General features: G+C 71.0%; 12 protein-coding genes and 1 other RNA gene. 10 read left to right on the forward strand and 3 right to left on the reverse strand.

What is annotated here, in order from left to right:
• Positions 1-39 precede the first annotated feature (39 nt).
• Positions 40-1,158 carry a peptide chain release factor 2 gene (gene prfB / locus Mam01_RS24830; RefSeq protein ID WP_150930196.1) on the forward strand — a complete coding sequence of 373 codons (1,119 nt, stop codon included), beginning with the start codon at positions 40-42 and terminating at the stop codon, positions 1,156-1,158.
• Between the two features lie 12 nt (positions 1,159-1,170).
• Here prfB and Mam01_RS24835 read toward each other — a convergent pair whose 3' ends face one another.
• Complete coding sequence (locus Mam01_RS24835) at positions 1,171-1,362, reverse strand: hypothetical protein (RefSeq protein ID WP_111699427.1); 192 nt, start codon at positions 1,360-1,362, stop codon at positions 1,171-1,173.
• 179 nt (positions 1,363-1,541) lie between these two features.
• Here Mam01_RS24835 and ftsE point away from each other — a divergent pair, with 179 nt between their 5' ends.
• The 7 genes from ftsE to Mam01_RS24870 all read left to right on the forward strand — a co-directional run bounded on the left by ftsE (position 1,542) and on the right by Mam01_RS24870 (position 9,390).
• Positions 1,542-2,231 (forward strand): cell division ATP-binding protein FtsE, encoded by a 690-nt coding sequence (ftsE, locus tag Mam01_RS24840; RefSeq protein WP_111699428.1) that lies wholly within the window; start codon positions 1,542-1,544, stop codon positions 2,229-2,231.
• Positions 2,232-2,245: 14 nt separating this feature from the next.
• Positions 2,246-3,145 (forward strand): permease-like cell division protein FtsX, encoded by a 900-nt coding sequence (gene ftsX / locus Mam01_RS24845; RefSeq protein WP_150930192.1) that lies wholly within the window; start codon positions 2,246-2,248, stop codon positions 3,143-3,145.
• A gap of 66 nt (positions 3,146-3,211) precedes the next feature.
• Entirely contained in the window at positions 3,212-3,694 is a 483-nt protein-coding gene (gene smpB / locus Mam01_RS24850) for an SsrA-binding protein SmpB (protein WP_204287619.1), read from the forward strand.
• A 3-nt stretch (positions 3,695-3,697) separates the two neighbouring features.
• A complete protein-coding gene (locus Mam01_RS24855) occupies positions 3,698-5,581 on the forward strand; it encodes a penicillin-binding transpeptidase domain-containing protein (RefSeq protein ID WP_204287620.1) in 1,884 nt (627 codons plus the stop codon).
• A 412-nt stretch (positions 5,582-5,993) separates the two neighbouring features.
• Positions 5,994-6,381: a transfer-messenger RNA gene (gene ssrA, locus Mam01_RS24860) on the forward strand.
• A 178-nt stretch (positions 6,382-6,559) separates the two neighbouring features.
• On the forward strand, positions 6,560-8,680 hold the full coding sequence (locus Mam01_RS24865) for an NACHT domain-containing protein (RefSeq protein ID WP_204287621.1): 2,121 nt from the start codon (positions 6,560-6,562) through the stop codon (positions 8,678-8,680).
• Between the two features lie 74 nt (positions 8,681-8,754).
• Entirely contained in the window at positions 8,755-9,390 is a 636-nt protein-coding gene (locus Mam01_RS24870; protein ID WP_204287622.1) for a GntR family transcriptional regulator, read from the forward strand.
• Here Mam01_RS24870 and Mam01_RS24875 read toward each other — a convergent pair.
• Both Mam01_RS24875 and Mam01_RS24880 read right to left on the reverse strand, forming a co-directional pair.
• On the reverse strand, positions 9,363-10,403 hold the full coding sequence (locus Mam01_RS24875) for an adenosine deaminase (protein ID WP_239101586.1): 1,041 nt from the start codon (positions 10,401-10,403) through the stop codon (positions 9,363-9,365). The genes Mam01_RS24870 and Mam01_RS24875 overlap by 28 nt on opposite strands.
• Before the next feature lie 107 nt (positions 10,404-10,510).
• On the reverse strand, positions 10,511-11,593 hold the full coding sequence (locus tag Mam01_RS24880) for a S1C family serine protease (protein ID WP_204287623.1): 1,083 nt from the start codon (positions 11,591-11,593) through the stop codon (positions 10,511-10,513).
• 136 nt (positions 11,594-11,729) lie between these two features.
• Here Mam01_RS24880 and Mam01_RS24885 point away from each other — a divergent pair, with 136 nt between their 5' ends.
• The gene (locus Mam01_RS24885; protein WP_204287624.1) at positions 11,730-13,997 is read left to right on the forward strand and encodes an acyl-CoA dehydrogenase family protein; all 2,268 of its coding nucleotides are present in this window, start codon (positions 11,730-11,732) and stop codon (positions 13,995-13,997) included.
• Positions 13,998-14,024: 27 nt separating this feature from the next.
• Positions 14,025-15,923 carry an MmpA family trehalose lipid delivery protein gene (locus Mam01_RS24890; RefSeq protein ID WP_204287625.1) on the forward strand — a complete coding sequence of 633 codons (1,899 nt, stop codon included), beginning with the start codon at positions 14,025-14,027 and terminating at the stop codon, positions 15,921-15,923.
• Positions 15,924-15,930: the final 7 nt, after the last annotated feature.

Below are 15,930 nucleotides of genomic sequence, written 5' to 3' on the forward strand. Positions count from 1 at the left end.
TGCCTGACAGGGTCTCCGGTTCGCGTACCCTTTACAGACGTGGCAGTCATCGATCCAGCCGAAGAGATCAACGAGCTTGGCGGCACGCTGAGAGGCATCCAGGACGTGCTCGACCTCGACGCCCTGCGCAAGCAGATCGCCGAGTTGGAGGAGCAGGCTGCCGCGCCCGATCTGTGGAACGACCCGGACCAGGCGCAGCGCGTCACCAGCCGGCTCTCCCACATCCAGGCCGAGGTGAACCGCGTCGACGGCCTGAGCCGCCGCCTGGAGGACCTCCCGGTCCTGTTCGAGCTCGCGGCCGAGGAGGGCGACGAGGACGCGCTGGCCGAGGCCGAAAAGGAGCTCGCCGCGCTCCGCGCCGAGGTCGGCGCGCTGGAGGTGCGCACGCTCCTGGCGGGCGAGTACGACGCCAGAGAGGCCCTGGTGACCATCAACTCCCAGGCGGGCGGCGTCGACGCGGCCGACTGGGCCCAGATGCTGCTGCGGATGTACCTGCGGTGGTCGGAGCGCAAGGGCTACCCGGCGGAGGTCTACGAGACCTCCTATGCCGAGGAGGCCGGCATCAAGTCGGCCACCTTCGCGGTCAAGGCCCCCTACGCGTACGGCACGCTCAGGGGCGAGCACGGCACCCACCGGCTGGTCCGGATCAGCCCGTTCGACAACCAGGGCCGCCGGCAGACCTCCTTCGCGGGCGTGGACGTCGTCCCGGTGGTCGAGCAGACCGACCACATCGACATCAACGAGGACGACCTGCGCATCGACGTCTACCGGTCGTCCGGGCCGGGCGGCCAGGGCGTGAACACGACCGACTCGGCGGTGCGGATCACCCACCTCCCGACCGGGATCGTGGTCTCCTGCCAGAACGAGCGGTCCCAGCTGCAGAACCGCGCGACGGCGATGGCCGTCCTCTCGGCCAAGCTGCTGGAGCGCAAGCGCCAGGAGGAGGCCGCGGCGATGAACGAGCTGCGCGGCGAGTCGACGACGTCATGGGGCACGCAGATCCGCAACTACGTGCTGCACCCGTACCAGATCGTGAAGGATCTGCGCACGGGCGTGGAGGCGGGCAACCCCTCCGCCGTGCTGGACGGCGACCTCGACGAGTTCATCGAGGGCGAGATCCGCTGGATGCGCCGCCAGGAAGCCGGCGACGCCCAGTAGAAACCGGCGGTCTCAGTAGCCGCTGACGTGTCCGACCGTCGCGACCAGGGCCAAGACGAGAAGCACGATCAACGTGATGGTCAGGGGCGTCAGCCCCAGGAATCCGTGGTTGTGCAGCTTCGCGCGGCCTTCGCGGCAGACGGGGCAACGGCCCTCCACCACGGGGCCCGCGCACGCGGCGCAGATCAGATGTTCGCAGCTCATAGCAGCTTTACCGGCCCATCGCTCGAGGGCTAATCGTTTTGTTTCCGTTATGGACGTTCCATGCCAGTGTTACCCCTAGACTGGCCTTCGGCCAAACGGAACGTCGATCGACAGCAAAGTGACCGGCGACCCCCGCACCGGCCGTCCCACCCCCTAGACTGGCTAGCCGTGATGCGCCCGTGATCCATTTCGATAATGTCACCAAGGTCTACGCGAACCAAAACCGGCCCGCCCTCGACCACGTGAGCGTGGATGTCGACAAGGGCGAGTTCGTGTTCCTGGTCGGTCCGTCAGGCTCGGGGAAGTCCACCTTCCTCCGGTTGGTCCTGAAGGAGGAGCGGCCCAACTCCGGCTCGATCCACGTGGCCGGCAAGGATCTGGCGAAGTTGTCCAACTTCAAGGTGCCGCACCTGCGCCGCCGCATCGGCTGCGTGTTCCAGGACTTCCGGCTGCTGCCGAACAAGAACGTCTACGAGAACGTGGCGTTCGCCCTGGAGGTCATCGGCAAGCCGCGCCGGTTCATCCGCAAGGTCGTGCCGGAGGTCATCGAGCTCGTCGGCCTGGAGGGCAAGGCCCACCGGATGCCGGAGGAGCTGTCCGGCGGCGAGCAGCAGCGGGTCGCGATGGCCCGCGCGTTCGTCAACCGGCCGATGATCCTGCTCGCGGACGAGCCCACCGGAAACATCGACCCCGCCACGAGCATCGGCATCATGAAGGTGCTCGACCGAATCAACAGGACCGGCACGACCGTCCTCATGGCGACGCACGACGCCGCGATCGTCGACTCCATGCGCAAGCGCGTGGTCGAGCTCGAGGACGGCAAGATCGTCCGAGACCAGTCGCGCGGCGTGTACGGCCAGGCGTATTAGGAGTAACTGGGACCATGCGGGCCAACTTCATCTTTTCCGAGGTCTGGATCGGCCTTCGGCGCAATCTCACGATGACCATCGCGGTGATCGTGACCGTCGCCGTCGGCATGGCGCTGCTGGGCGTCGGACTGATGATCAACTCTCAGGTCTCGAAGCTCACCGGCTTCTGGAGCGACAAGGTCGAGCTGTCGGTCTACCTGTGTGTGAAGGGCTCGCCCTTCGACGCGTGCAAGAACAAGGGCGCGGTCACGCAGGAGGAGAAGGGCAACCTGGAGCAGACGATCCGGGGCCTGCCCGAGGTCGAGTCGGTGAAGTTCGAGACTCAGGCCGAGGCGTACAAGAACTGGCAGAACACCGAGAACAACACGCTGCTGCTGTCGGTGACCAAGGTCGAGGACATGCCGGAGTCCTTCCGGGTGAAGCTCAAGGACCCGGAGAAGGCGACGGTCGTCGCGAGCAACCTCAAGGGGCAGCCCGGCGTCTCCAACGTCGTCAACGAACGCGACCTGCTGCAGTCGGTCTTCGGCTTCATGGACACCCTGCGCAACATGGCGCTCGGCATCGCGATCCTGATGGTCTTCGCGGCCACCCTGCTGATCGGCAACACCGTGCGGCTGTCGGCGTACAACCGCCGCAGGGAGACCGGGATCATGCGGCTGGTCGGCGCGTCCAACATCTACATCCAGCTGCCCTTCGTGATGGAGGGGCTGATCGCGGGCCTGATCGGCGGCGTCCTGTCCGGCGTCCTGCTGATCCTCGTCAAGATCTTCATCTTCGAGGAGATCCAGACGTACATGGTGGCACCCCTCGGCTGGGACACCGTCGCCGGTGTGATCACCGGCACCATGGCCATCGGCGTGCTGATCTGTGTCTTCGCCTCGTTCGTCACGCTGCGCCGCTACCTGCGGGTGTGAGTTCCGCGCACCGCGTAGCCCGTCGTAGCTCGTTTTCGCCCTTCGCGGCGGCGGTAGGCTCCCTTTATGCCACGTGAGACCGGGCGCAAGCTCATCGCCCAGAACAAGCGTGCCAGGCACGACTTCTTCATCGAGGACACCTACGAGGCCGGGCTCGTGCTGACCGGCACCGAGGTCAAGTCCCTGCGGGCGGGTAAGGCCAACCTGACCGACGGCTACGCCTCGGTCGAGGGCGGCGAGGTCTGGCTGATCAACGTGTACATCCCGGAGTACAGCCAGGGGACCTGGACCAACCACGCCGCCCGGCGCACCCGCAAGCTCCTGCTGAACCGCAAGGAGATCGGCAAGCTGGACGCGACGCTCAAGGAGAAGGGCCTCACCCTGATCCCGCTGTCGATGTACTTCAAGGACGGCCGGGCGAAGATCGAGATCGGCATCGCCCGGGGCAAGAAGGACTACGACAAGCGCCAGACGCTGATGGAGAAGCAGGCCAGCCGGGAGATGTCGCGGGCGATGTCCAACGCGGTCCGCCGCCGGGGGGGCCGCTAGACCGTGCGCGCCAGAGTGGTACGGGCCGCGCTCGCCCTGGGGTTGACCGCGCCCTTGCTCACCGGCTGTTTCGAGGAGCCGTCGCCCCACGAGGCGGTGCGCGACTTCCTCGTCGGCTGGCAGACCGGGGACTACGCGGCCGCCGCGCGGCGGGCCGACGGCGACCAGGCGGCCGTACGGAAGGCGCTGGAGGACGCCCGCCTCCAGCTCGACGCCGCCTCCATCCGCTTCTCCCTCAAGGGGATCAGCCTGGACGACGAGACCGCGCGGGCCGCCTTCCACGCCGAGGTGGATCTCGGGGAGAACAACCCCCTCTGGCAGTACGACGGCGCCCTGCCGATGCACCTGGTCGGCGGGCAGTGGAAGGTGCGGTGGTCGCCGAGCGTCATCCACCCGGACCTGCACGCCGGGCAGCGCCTCGCGGTCGCCACCGTCCCCAAGGGCCGCAGGCCCATCCTCGACCGCGCGGGCAACCCCCTGCAGGACGAGACGATGCTGCACGTCGCGGGGGTCACCCCGGCGGAGGTCAAGGACCCCGCCCACCTGTGCGAGCAGCTGTCGAAGATCACCGGGTTCGCCCAGGACCGGCTGCTGAGCCGCGTCCTGTCGTCGCCGCCGCAGGACTTCGTCCCGCTCGCGACGTTCGGCCGGACGAAGTTCGCCCAGCTCAAGTCGAAGCTCGAGGCCATCGGCGGGTTGCGGTTCGAGATCGACAACGCGCCGGTGGCCCCCAAGTCGCCGACGCAGATCGTCGGGGTCGTCACGGCCATCACCCCGGAGGCGGAGCAGCGGCTCGGCGGGCCGCAGCGGGCCGGTGACACCCTCGGCCGGGACGGCCTGCAGAAGGCCTACCAGGACCAGCTCACCGGCTCCACCGAGACCCGGGTCGTCGTGCTGGACAACGCCACCGGGCGGCAGGTCAAGGAGCTCAAGGCGTGGCCCGGGCGGGAGAACGAGCCGGTCCGCACCACAATCGACAGCCGCCTGCAGAGCGCCGGCGACGCCGCCGTCGCGGGGTCGCGCCCGGCCGCTCTCGTCGCCGTCAAGGCGTCCACCGGCGAGGTGCTCGCCGTCTCCACCAACCAGCTCCACCAGGAGGGGGACGCGCTCGCGGGCAAGTACGCGGCCGGCACCGCCTTCTCGATCATCGCGACCGAAGGACTGCTCAGGGCGGGACTCGACCCCAAGCAGAAGGTGCCGTGCAGCTCCGACCGGACGGTCGGCGGGGCGCGCTTCCAGCAGCCCGGTGTGGACGGCGTGACGGTGCCGAGCTTCCAGACCGACTTCGCCCAGGGCTGCGTCACCGCGCTCGCGTCGCTGGCCCGCCGGATCAACGGCCAGGCGATCAGCCGCAGCGCGCAGCAGTTCGGGATCGGCTCCGGCTGGAAGCTGCCGCTGCGGACCTTCAGCGGGTCGGTGCCCGCCGCCCAGGGCGACGCCGCGGTCGCGAAGATCATCGCTGGGCAGGGCGCCAAGGTGAGCCCGCTCGCGATGGCCCTGGTCGCGGGAGCCGTCAAGTCCGGCACCTGGCGCCCGCCGACACTGGTCACCTCGCCCGCCGCCCCCGACCCGGCGGCGGAGGAGGCGGGCGGCTCCCCCGCGGTCGCGCCGACATCGCTGGACCCGGCGGTCACGGCCAAGCTGCGCACGCTCATGCGGGCCGGCGTCACCTCGGGCGCGGCGGCCCCCGCCACCGCTCCCGGCGAGCCCGTGTACGGGGTGGCGGCCCAGGTGACCCAGGCGGAGAAGAAGGAGCGGACCAGGCTCTCGTGGTTCGTCGGCTGGCAGGGGGACGTGGCGCTCGCCGTACTGGTGAAAAGCGGCGACCAGGAGGCCGCTCCGGCGGTCGCGGGAGGCTTCTTCCGCGGCGCCCAGCCGCAGATCTGAGACAGCGCTGACTTGATGAGACAGTGCGGGCCTGAGACAGCGCTGACCTGAGACAGTGCGGCCTGAGAAAACCGGGGAGCGCGAGCAACCATTGGGGACGTGACCGGCGTCTTTCAGGGTGACTGGGACCCGCTTCGGGGGGTTGCGGGCCCAGTCGCCGTGATGAGGACAGGGCTCCATCTCGGGGGGAGCCCTGCCATCCGGACCGGCTCGACCCTGCCGGTCGGCCCCCGGGGCGCCGCGCTTACGCCGCGCTCCGGGGGCTTCGGCGTCCCGGCGGGTCCCTGTGGGTCCCGGTGGCTCGCGGCGGGTTCCGGTGGGAGGAATCGAAGTCGCGTCGCGGGTGTTGTCATGAGTAAGCTTGTGTTGCCGGGCTCTCGGGTCCGGCTCTCAGCCTGAGAGATCTCGACCAGGGGGTGACCGGTTTCGACTTCGGCATTGCAAGTCAGGGGAAGCGGGTCGGGGACTGCGGACATAACCCCGTCAACACTGTGACCGCGACAATTAAGTGCCAATAAGAAGAGCACTGAGGTGAGCCAGGCTTCCCTGGCTCTCGCCGCCTAAGCAGCAGCGAAAAACCTCTGTCAGCCCGGGAGTGCCTCCGGCCCGGAACTGACATCGCTAGGAGGCTCAACCGTCCGACCCGGTCACGGGGCCGTACGGGAAACCAAACAGTGACTGAGCCCGTCGGCGACACGCCTGTGTGATCGCCGGGGCTGAGAAAAGCGCAACAGGCTGCACCCGGAGAAGTCCTGTCTTGGTGTTGAAGGACGCGGGTTCGATTCCCGCCACCTCCACCGGACGTGAAGGCCCACGCGGGCGAGCGGATGCTCGCTCCGTGGGCCTTCGTGTTGTCTGGACCTCTCCGTGATGGCCGGCCTAGTTTCGGGCGGCCGAATTGCCGCCCGGAGTATCCGGATGGTAACGGTTAGTGCCGATCGGCCGTGCCGTCCGCCGGGAGATCGCCATCATGTGCGGGTGAACCGGCGCAGATCGTGGATCGTGCTCCCTGCCGCCGCGCTCTGCGTGGCCGCCCTGGGCGCGGCCGTCGTCGTGGTGTTCAGAGCCGTGTCCGCGACGGATTCGCCGAACGTCGCCGACGCGGTGGCGGTCGCGCTGGCCGCGGTGACCTCCGGGGTGGCGCTGCTGGGATGGGCGCGGAACCGGGCCGCGCCCCGCGTGACCCTTCCCGACCAGGTGTCCGCGGCCAAGGACACGCTCACCGCCCTGGTGCGCGACGCGTGGCGGGGCGAATCGATGATCCGGGGGCTGGAGCCCGACCCGATTCCGGTGGTCTGGCAGCTCACCGACGACACCGGCCTGCTGCATCACCGGCACCTGATCGGCGAGGGGAGGCTGGAAGGCGTCGGCAACGCCGTCGCCGAGCTGGCCAGGGACTTTCTCAAGCTCCGGCGGCGTCGTCTGGTGATCACCGGCGGCCCCGGCGCCGGGAAGACCACCCTGGCCATCCAGCTCCTGCTCGAACTGACGGGGAAGGAGCGCGACCCGTCCGATCCCGTACCGGTGCTGCTGTCGCTGTCGAGCTGGGACCCCGCGGCCGAGGACCTGCGCTCCTGGCTGACCCGGAGCCTGGAGCGTGGCTATGAGGCCCTGGGCTCGGCGGAGTTCGGCTCCGGGGTCGCCCGCGAACTCGTCAGGGGCGGCCACATCCTGCCCGTCATGGACGGCCTGGACGAGTTGCCCCGCCCGCACCGGGCCGCGATCGTCAGGGCGCTCAACGCCTCTCTGGACGCGGCCGAGTCCTATATCCTCACCAGCCGTACGGAGGAACTGGCCGAGGCCGTCGAGGACGCGAAGCAGCCGTTGCCGTCCGCGGCCGTCATCGCGCCGGCGCCGCTCACCCCGGCCGACGCCGAAGGGTACCTGCGCACCTGCCTACCGCCGGAGCCCGGCCCGGTCTGGGAGAACGTCCTGGAGGGCCTGCGTACCGGAGAGCTGGGAGGGCTGTCACAGCTGACGGCCACCCCTCTCGGCGTGTGGCTCCTGCGTGCCGTCTACATCGATCCCCATGCCGATCCGGCCCCGCTGGCCGGGCTGCTGGGGCAGGACCAGGAGGAACTGCGGGGCCACCTGTGGGACGGCCTGATCCCGGTGCTTCTCGCCGCCCGTTCGCCCGGTGCGTCGCCGACCGGCCGGACCGGGCCGCCCGAGCTGACGCCGAGGCATGGCTGGGACGCCGGCGAGACGCGCCGCCACCTGAGCTATCTGGCCCGTCTGCTCTCCAGGAACGGCACCCGCGACCTGGCCTGGTGGCGCCTGGGCGAGCTGGTGCTCGGAGCCGACGAGCGCAGGCGTGCGGCGACCACCGCCTGCCTGGTCGTCGGCGGGATCTTCGGCACGGTCGCCACGATCGCGGGTGAGATTCATCCGCTGGTCGCCCTTCCGACGGGCTTCGCCGCGGGATTCGGGGTGCTGACGGCCACCCTGCGCGGGTTCACCGGGACACCCGGCCGGGTCAGCGTCGAGTTCCGCGGCAGGGTGCGGGATCTGGCCCAGCAGATCACGATCGTGCTCCTGCTCAGGATCCTGATCGGGATGGTCAGCGTCTCCGGGGCGGCGCTCGTCGCGAAGGCGGAGCCCGGACTCGCGATCAAGGCCGGGTTCTGGGCGGGTTTCGCGCTCGGGCCGGGCCTCGTGCTCATCCGGTGGATGCAGCAGCCCACTCCTCTCACGGCGGCGACCACGCCGTACCACGCCTGGCGGGCGAGCCGTGCTCTCGCGATCCTGTGCGGCGTGGTGCCGGGAGTCGGGGGCGGGGTGGTCACCGGACTGGTGGGTGGGCTGGCGAACGGACCCTGGTTCGGGATCAAGCTCGGCGTGCTGTCCGGCGCCTTCCTGGCGCTCGAGCTCGGGCTCACCATGCTCCGCCACAGCGTGTGGCCCGCGTACCTGATCACCGTCCGTCACCTGGCAGAGCAGGGGAAGTGCCCGAAGGACCTGATGGACTTCCTGGACGACGCGCACCGGCTGGGACTGCTGCGGGTGGTCGGTCCGGTCTACCAGTTCCGCCACGCCGACCTGCAGGACCACCTCGCCGCCGGTACGCGGCTGACCGCGCGGCCGCGTCAGGAGGCCTGACCGAGCCGGTCCCACCTTCTCGATCTCTGCCGGGCTGCACCAGCGTGCACCGGTGGGTCACCTAGAGTCGTGGCGTGCGTGGGCGGGAGTCCCGCGCCGGGAAGCAGGAGGGGCAGCGGGTGGGCGAGCAGTTGGGAGAGCGGGGCGTGGAGCCTGCGGGGGAGCCGCGGGTGGTGGTGCGAAGGTCGCTGCCGTCACAGCCGGCCGTACGGGCCTCGGCCTCGCTGTTCCTGACCGAGGCGGAGCGGCAGGGGGTGCGGGCCGGCCGCACGATGCTGTACGTCGGGCCCGAGCCCGCGCCGGGGCACGTGGCGGAGGGACTGCGGGTCGAGCCCGGGACGCCGGTGCTGGCCCGGCGCAAGCTGCTGCTCGCCGACGAGGTGCCGGTGCGGGTGGCCACCAGTTTCCTGCGGCTTGACCTGTTCGGGGGGACGGCGCTGGTCGAGCCCGGTTTCCTGCGCCCCAGTCTCCAGGCGGCGATCGAGGCCCTGGGACACCGCTTCGGCCGGGCGGAGGAACATCTGATCGCCCGGCCACCGGAAGGGGAGGAAGCGGTCACGCTCGATCTCGGCCCCGGCGAGTGGGTGGTCCAGATTGTGCGGGCCGCCTACTCGGCCGACGATCTCCCGATCCACGTGCTGGAGACCGTCTGCGCGGCCTCTCGCCACATCTTCGAGATCACTCAGGTGAGCGGCGCCGACGAGTTCTGAGCCACATAGGCGTCGATGTCCCTGAGCAGGGCGCGCTTGCCCGCGGCGTCGAAGAAGGACGCCCGGACGGCCGTGCGCGCCAGGTCGGCCACGCCGTCGGCGTCCAGCGAGAGCAGTTCGGCCGCGACGGCGTACTCCCGGTTGAGATCGGTGCCGAACATGGGCGGGTCGTCGGTGTTGACCGTGACCGGCACCCCGGCCGCGACCAGTGCGGGCAGCGGGTGCTCCGCCAGGTCGGGCACGGCCCCCGTCCGGACGTTGGAGGTGGGGCAGACGTCCAGCGTGATGTTGTGCTCGGCCAGGTGCTCCAGCAGCGCCGGGTCCTGCACGCTGTGGATGCCGTGCTCGATCCGCTCCGCGCCGAGATCCCGTATGGCGTCCCAGACGCACTGGGCGTCGGTGACCTCTCCGGCGTGCGGCACCGAACGGAGCCCGGCGGCGCGGGCCGCGGCGAAGTGCGGTGCGAACCATGCCCTGGGTACGCCCGCTTCCGCGCCGCCGAGCCCGAAGCTGACCAGCCCGTCCGGCCGCTGGTCGAGCGCGATGGAGAGCGTCTCGTCGGCGGGCGGCCCCGGGATGCCGGGGATGTCGAAGCACCAGCGCAGCACGGTGCCGAAGTCCGTCTCGGCCCGTCGCCTGGCGTCCTCGATCACCTCACAGATCTCCTCGGGCGCGAAGCCCCGGGCCAGGTGGGAGTGCGGGGTGACGGTGACCTCGGCGTACCGCACCTGCTGGGCGGCCAGGTCGCCGCCGACGCCGTGGATGAGCGTCCACAGGTCCTCGGGCTTCCTGATGAGGTCCACGACCTGCAGATAGACCTGGAGGAAATGAGCGAAGTCGCGGAAGTCGTAGAACTTCTCGACCAGGGCCGGATCGGCGGGTACGGGCGTCGAGCCTTCGTAGCGCGCCGCGAGGTCGGCCACGATGTGCGGTGACGCCGCGCCGACGTGGTGAACGTGCAGCTCTGCCTTGGGCAGACCGGCGATGAACCGGGTCAGTTCGGGGGAGATCACGCCCCGACCGTAACAACCGCATGGAGGCCCGCTCCAAGCGATTTCGCGCTATCTCACACCACTTTGTCAGGATCGCGGCTTAGTTGCGGCTTGTTTGGGGTTGCGGCTTACTGCCCGGCGGGCAGTTCGCTGAGGACGGCCGAGACCGTGCTCCTGGTGCCGTCCGGGTGCAGGATCTCGACCCGCGCGCTGTCTCCCGGCCGGAGCGTGGCCATGATCTGCGACAGTGCGGTGGCGGTGGGGGTCCCGGTGCCGTTGACCCGCACAATCACGTCGCCGGGGCGGATGCCCGCCTTGTCCGCGCCGCCTCCGGGGGCCACCGAGCCGACCACCACGCCGATCGGGTCGCCGTTCGCGTCGACCGCGGTGCCGACCCGTACGCCGAGGGCGGCCCGGCGGGTGTTGACGACCCGGCCGTACCGGATGATCTGGCGGGCCACGTCGGTCGCGGTGTCGCTCGGGATCGCGAAGCCGAGGCCGGGCGCGGCGCCCTGCTCGGGATCGACGGCGGCCAGTGTCGGGATGCCGATGACCTGACCGGACAGGTCGACCAGGGCGCCGCCGCTGTTGCCGGGGTTGATGGGCGCGGAGGTCTGCACCGCGTTGGTGATGGTCGCGGCCCCGCCGCCGGCGTGCCGCTCGCCCGTCACCGTGCGGCCGAGGGCCGACACGATGCCCTCGGTCACGCTGCCGGAGAAACCGAGGGGGTTGCCCATGGCCAGCACGATCTGCCCGACCTTGAGGTTCGAGGAGCGGCCGAACGTCGCGGGCGTCATCCCGTGGGCGTCCTCCACACGGATCATCGCGAGGTCACCCTCTGGATAGCTGCTCACGAGCCGGGCCCTCCTGGACTTGCCACCGGTCGCCAGCGTCACCCGGAACTCCGTGGCATTGCCCACGACGTGGGCGTTCGTCAGGATGTGCCCCTCCGTGTCGTAGACGATGCCGGAGCCCAGCGCCTGCCCGGTGGTGATCTGCACGGTCGACGGAAGGACCTTCTTGATGACCTGCTCGTAGGCCGACTCGAGCGCGACCGCCCGCGTGGGCGCGAGCGGGGTGCTCGGCGTCGTCGTCCCCGCCGGAGGCGGGGTGGTCTCGATGCCGGGGGTCCGCGGCGCGCACCCTCCGACGACCAGCGCCGCCACGGTCGTGCCGGCGGCCGTACGGAGGACCTTCCGTGTGAGCTGCATAGCCCCTGTCTACCTGCGGCGATCGTGGTCGCAAGGCGGCGCGCCGCCGTCTTCGCAGGTCATGACCGGCCCCGGACCCGTCGGCGAATATTCCTCTAGAATATGGTTCTACGCGGCGTCAGGGCTGGAGGATCACATGGGGATCGGGCTGAACGAGGAGCACGAGGCGCTCCGCGAGTCGGTGTCCGGATGGGCCGAGCGGGCCGTTCCCGCCGACGTCGTACGGGGAGTGGTCAACGTCCTCGCCCAGTCAGGAGCACAGCCGGGAGCCCAGTCGGGCGCGGAGCCGGGCGCGAGTTCGGGCATGGAGGAGCGTCCCGCCTTCTGGCCCGCCCTCGCCGGTCAGGGGCTGCTCGGGCTGCACCTGCCGGAGGAGTACGGCGGCTCCGGGTACGGCCTGCTGGAAGCGGCGGTGGCGATAGAAGCCCTGTCGGAGCGGATGACGCCCGGCCCGATGGTGCCCACCATCCTGGCCAGTGGCGCGATCCTCGCCTCCGAGGCGAAGGCGCGGGCGGATCTGCTGCCGGGGCTCGCGGACGGGTCCCTGACCGGGGCACTGGCCCTCAACAGCGAGATCACCGGCGAGATCACCGGTGAGCGTGAGGACGGCGGGCTCAGGATCACCGGAACCGCCGCGCACGTCCTCGGCGCGGGGGTGGCCGACGTGCTGGTGCTCCCGGTGACCACGAACACCGGGGAGGAGTGGGTGGCGATCGACGCCGCCCAGGCGACGGTCACAGTGGTCCGCCCGCTCGACCTCACCCGCGGCGTGGCCATGGTCGAGGTGTCCGGCCTTGAGGTGCCCGCCGAGCGCGTGCTGACCGGCCTGACCAGGAACGAGGTGCTCGCCACGGCCGCGATCGTCCTCGGCGCGGACGCGGCGGGGGTGGCCGCCTGGTGCGTGGCCGCCGCGGCCGGCTATGCGAAGGTGCGGGTGCAGTTCGGCCGGCCGATCGGCCAGTTCCAGGGCGTCAAGCACAAGATCTCCCGGATGCTGGTGGCGCTGGAGCAGGCCCGCGCCACGGTCTGGGACGCCACCCGGGCCGAGGGCGCGGAACGCGACCACGCCGCCGCGATCGCGGCCGTCATGGCGCCCGACGCCGCCGTGCAGTGCGCCAGGGACGCGATCCAGACCTTCGGCGGCATCGGCTACACGTTCGAGCACGACGCGCACCTGTACTACCGCCGCGCGCTGACGATCCGCGCGCTGCTCGGCGCCTCCTCCGAGTGGTCGGATCGGGTGGCCGCGCTGGCGCTGAAGGGCGTCACCCGGGAGATGGAGATCGACCTGCCCGAGGAGTCGCGGCCGTTGCGCGAGGCGATCCGCGAGGAACTGGCCGGGATCGCCGCGCTGGAGGGCGCGGAGCAGAAGAGGGCCCTCGCGAAGGCCGGGTTCGTCATGCCGCACCTGCCCCGGCCCTGGGGTCGCGCGGCCTCCCCGCTGGAGCAGGTGCTCATCCACCAGGAGGTCAGGGCGGCCGGGATCAAGCCGCCGCAGATGATCATCGGTGCGTGGGTGGTGCCGTCGCTGGTCACGTACGGCACGCCGGAGCAGCAGGAGCGCTTCCTGCCGCCCACGCTGAGCGGCGAGCTGGTCTGGTGCCAGCTGTTCTCCGAGCCCGAGGCGGGCTCCGACCTCGCCTCGCTGCAGATGAAGGCGGAGAAGGTCGAGGGAGGCTGGCGGCTCAACGGCCAGAAGATCTGGACCTCGGTCGCGCACGTCGCCGAGTGGGGCATCTGCATCGCGAGGTCCGACACTTCCAAACCCAAGCACGACGGCATCACCTACTTCGTGGTGGACATGAAGGCGCCCGGCGTCACCGTGCGGCCGCTGACCGAGATGACCGGGGAAAACCTGTTCAACGAGGTGTTCCTCGACGACGTCTTCGTCCCCGACGGGATGGTCGTCGGCGAGGTGAACAACGGCTGGCGGGTGGCCAGGAACACCTTGTCCAACGAGCGGGTCAGTCTGTCGTCCGGTTCGGGCGGCACCGGGGCGTCCGTACCCGACCTGCTCGGCCTGGCCGGCCGGCTCGGCCGCGAGCTCACCCCCGCCGAACGGCAGGCCCTCGCCGCGGTCGTCTGCGAGGCGCACTCCATCAACGCGCTGTCGCTGCGGGTGACCCTCAGGCAGCTCGCCGGCGAGGAGCCGGGCGCCGACGCCTCGGTGCGCAAGCTGCTGTCCACCGCGCACGCCCAGCACGTGTCGGAGGCCGCGGTCTCCCTGATCGGCCCGGCCGCCGTCACCGCCGCCGACTGGAAGCTCGGCGACGCCGGTTACTGGAACCGGGCCGTGCTCGCCACCCGCGCGATGACGATCTACGGTGGCACGACCGAGGTGCAGCTGAACATCATCGCCGAGCGCCTGCTCGGCCTGCCCCGCGACCCCGAGCCGGGCAGGTAGCCGGGACTGCCGCTAGAACTGGGAGACATGTCTTTCTGGGACGCGGCCGGTCGCCGCTGGCCGATCTGGGGCGGGTTGCTGATCGGCGCGCTCGCCCTCGGCCCGGCGCTCGGGCCCGGGTTCACGCTGGCCTACGACCTCGTGTTCGTGCCGGAGCCGGTGTTCGGCGCGACGGCTTTCGGGCTGTCCGGCACGCTGCCCCGCGCCGTCCCCAGCGACGCGCTGGTCGCGGCGCTCGGCCTCGTCCTGCCCGGGGCGCTGGTCCAGAAGGCCGTCCTGCTGGGGATCTTCGTGCTGGCCTGCTGCGGGATGGCGGCCCTGACCGAACGCTGGCCGCCCACGGCGAGGGTGGCCGCCGCAGTCTTCTACACCTGGAACCCCTTCGTCGCCGAACGGTTGCTGCTCGGGCACTGGGCGCTGCTGCTGGGGTACGCGGGGCTGCCCTGGGCCGTACGCGCGGTGTCCGGCGGAGAGCGGCGGGCAGGACGGGAGGCAGGGCGGGAGGCAGGACGAGGCGCGGAGCGGTGGTCAGGGCGGGGGGCAGAGCGGCGGGCGATCGTGCTGGCGCTGCTGCCGGCGGCGGCCGGCGGCTTCATGGCGATGATCATCACGCTCGTGACCGCCGCGCCCGTCGCCGCGTACGCGCGCACCAAGGCATGTAACAGGTCGCGTGACAGAACACTGCGCGTGTTCGCGGTGTCGTGGGTGGCGCTGAGCCTGCCCTGGCTGGTGCCGAGCCTGCTGCGGCCGGGAGGGGTGCCCGGCGACCCGGCGGGCGTCGACGCGTTCGCGGCCCGCGCGGACACGCCGTTCGGGGCGCTCGGCAGCCTCCTCGTGCTGTCGGGGATCTGGAACGCCGAGGCCGTGCCACCGGGATACGACGCGATGCTTCCGCAGGTCCTGCGCCTGGCGGCGGCCGTCGTGATGCTGGCGGGCTTCGCCCTGGGGAGAGGGGCCCCGGCGCGGCCGGGTCTGGCGGTGGCGGTGGTGACGGGCTTCGCGGTGGCCGCGCTGGGCGTCACCGAGCCGGGCCGGGCGGCCCTGCGGGTGCTGGTGACGCACTGGGCGGGGTTCGCGGTGCTCCGGGACGCCCAGCAGTACGTGGCTCCGCTCGCGCTGGCGCAGGCGCTCGGCCTCGGGGCGGTCGCGGCCCGGTTACGCGGTGCGCCGGCGCGCGCGGTGGCAGGGCGTGCGGTGGCGGGGGGTGCGGTGGCAGGGGGTGCGGTAACGGCGAGTGCGGCAACAGCGAGTGCGGTGGTGGCGAGTGTGGTGGCGGCGGGGGCGCCGCTGCTGCTGCTCCCCACGCTGGCCCTGGGCGGCATGGGCAGGCTCGCGGCGGTGCCGTATCCGCAGGACTTCGACGAGGTACGCGCCCGGGTCGCGGCCGATCCCGTCCCGGGAGACGTGCTGCTGCTGCCGTGGGAGGCCTACCGCGCCTACGACTGGAACGGGCGGCGCTCCGTGCTCGATCCGCTGCCCCGATATCTGCCCCGGCGGGTCGTCTGGAACGACGCGGTACGGGTGGGGGACAGCGTGGGGGTCGGCGGGGGGGAGACGGTGGTCGGAGCCGAGGACCCGCGTGTCCTGGCGCTGACTCCGCTGGTGCGGTCGGGGGCTCCGCTGACCGAGGCGTTGCGGGGGGCCGGGTTCCGCTTCGTCGTGCTCGACGGCGACCAGTCGAACTGGAACGCGTTCCACCCGCGGCTCCGGGGCGCCCGGCCCGTCTACACCGGACGGTACGCCGCGCTGTACGCCATCGACGCCCCTGCGACGACGCCTGAGCAGGCACCTGCCGGGAGTCCGCCTGCCTACGCCGTTATCCTGAGCTGGTTTGTCTCTCTTTCGTATATCTACTTTATGGTAAGAGAATCTGGTTCTAGTGTCGTCAGGCGTCGATCGTCAGGTGTCGATCAAACGGTCGAGTGAGGAGCCC

The sequence above is a fragment of the Microbispora amethystogenes genome (assembly GCF_016863015.1).
GTDB classification, from domain to species: Bacteria; Actinomycetota; Actinomycetes; order Streptosporangiales; family Streptosporangiaceae; genus Microbispora; species Microbispora amethystogenes.

Bases quoted from the DNA above. Each gene is read 5' to 3' on its own strand.
- ftsX (WP_150930192.1), top strand. From the start codon at position 2,246: ATGCGGGCCAACTTCATCTTTTCCGAGGTCTGGATCGGCCTTCGGCGC.
- smpB (WP_204287619.1), top strand. From the start codon at position 3,212: ATGCCACGTGAGACCGGGCGCAAGCTCATCGCCCAGAACAAGCGTGCC.
- Mam01_RS24835 (WP_111699427.1), bottom strand. From the start codon at position 1,362: ATGAGCTGCGAACATCTGATCTGCGCCGCGTGCGCGGGCCCCGTGGTG.
- Mam01_RS24885 (WP_204287624.1), top strand. From the start codon at position 11,730: ATGGGGATCGGGCTGAACGAGGAGCACGAGGCGCTCCGCGAGTCGGTG.
- Mam01_RS24880 (WP_204287623.1), bottom strand. From the start codon at position 11,593: ATGCAGCTCACACGGAAGGTCCTCCGTACGGCCGCCGGCACGACCGTG.
- Mam01_RS24890 (WP_204287625.1), top strand. From the start codon at position 14,025: ATGTCTTTCTGGGACGCGGCCGGTCGCCGCTGGCCGATCTGGGGCGGG.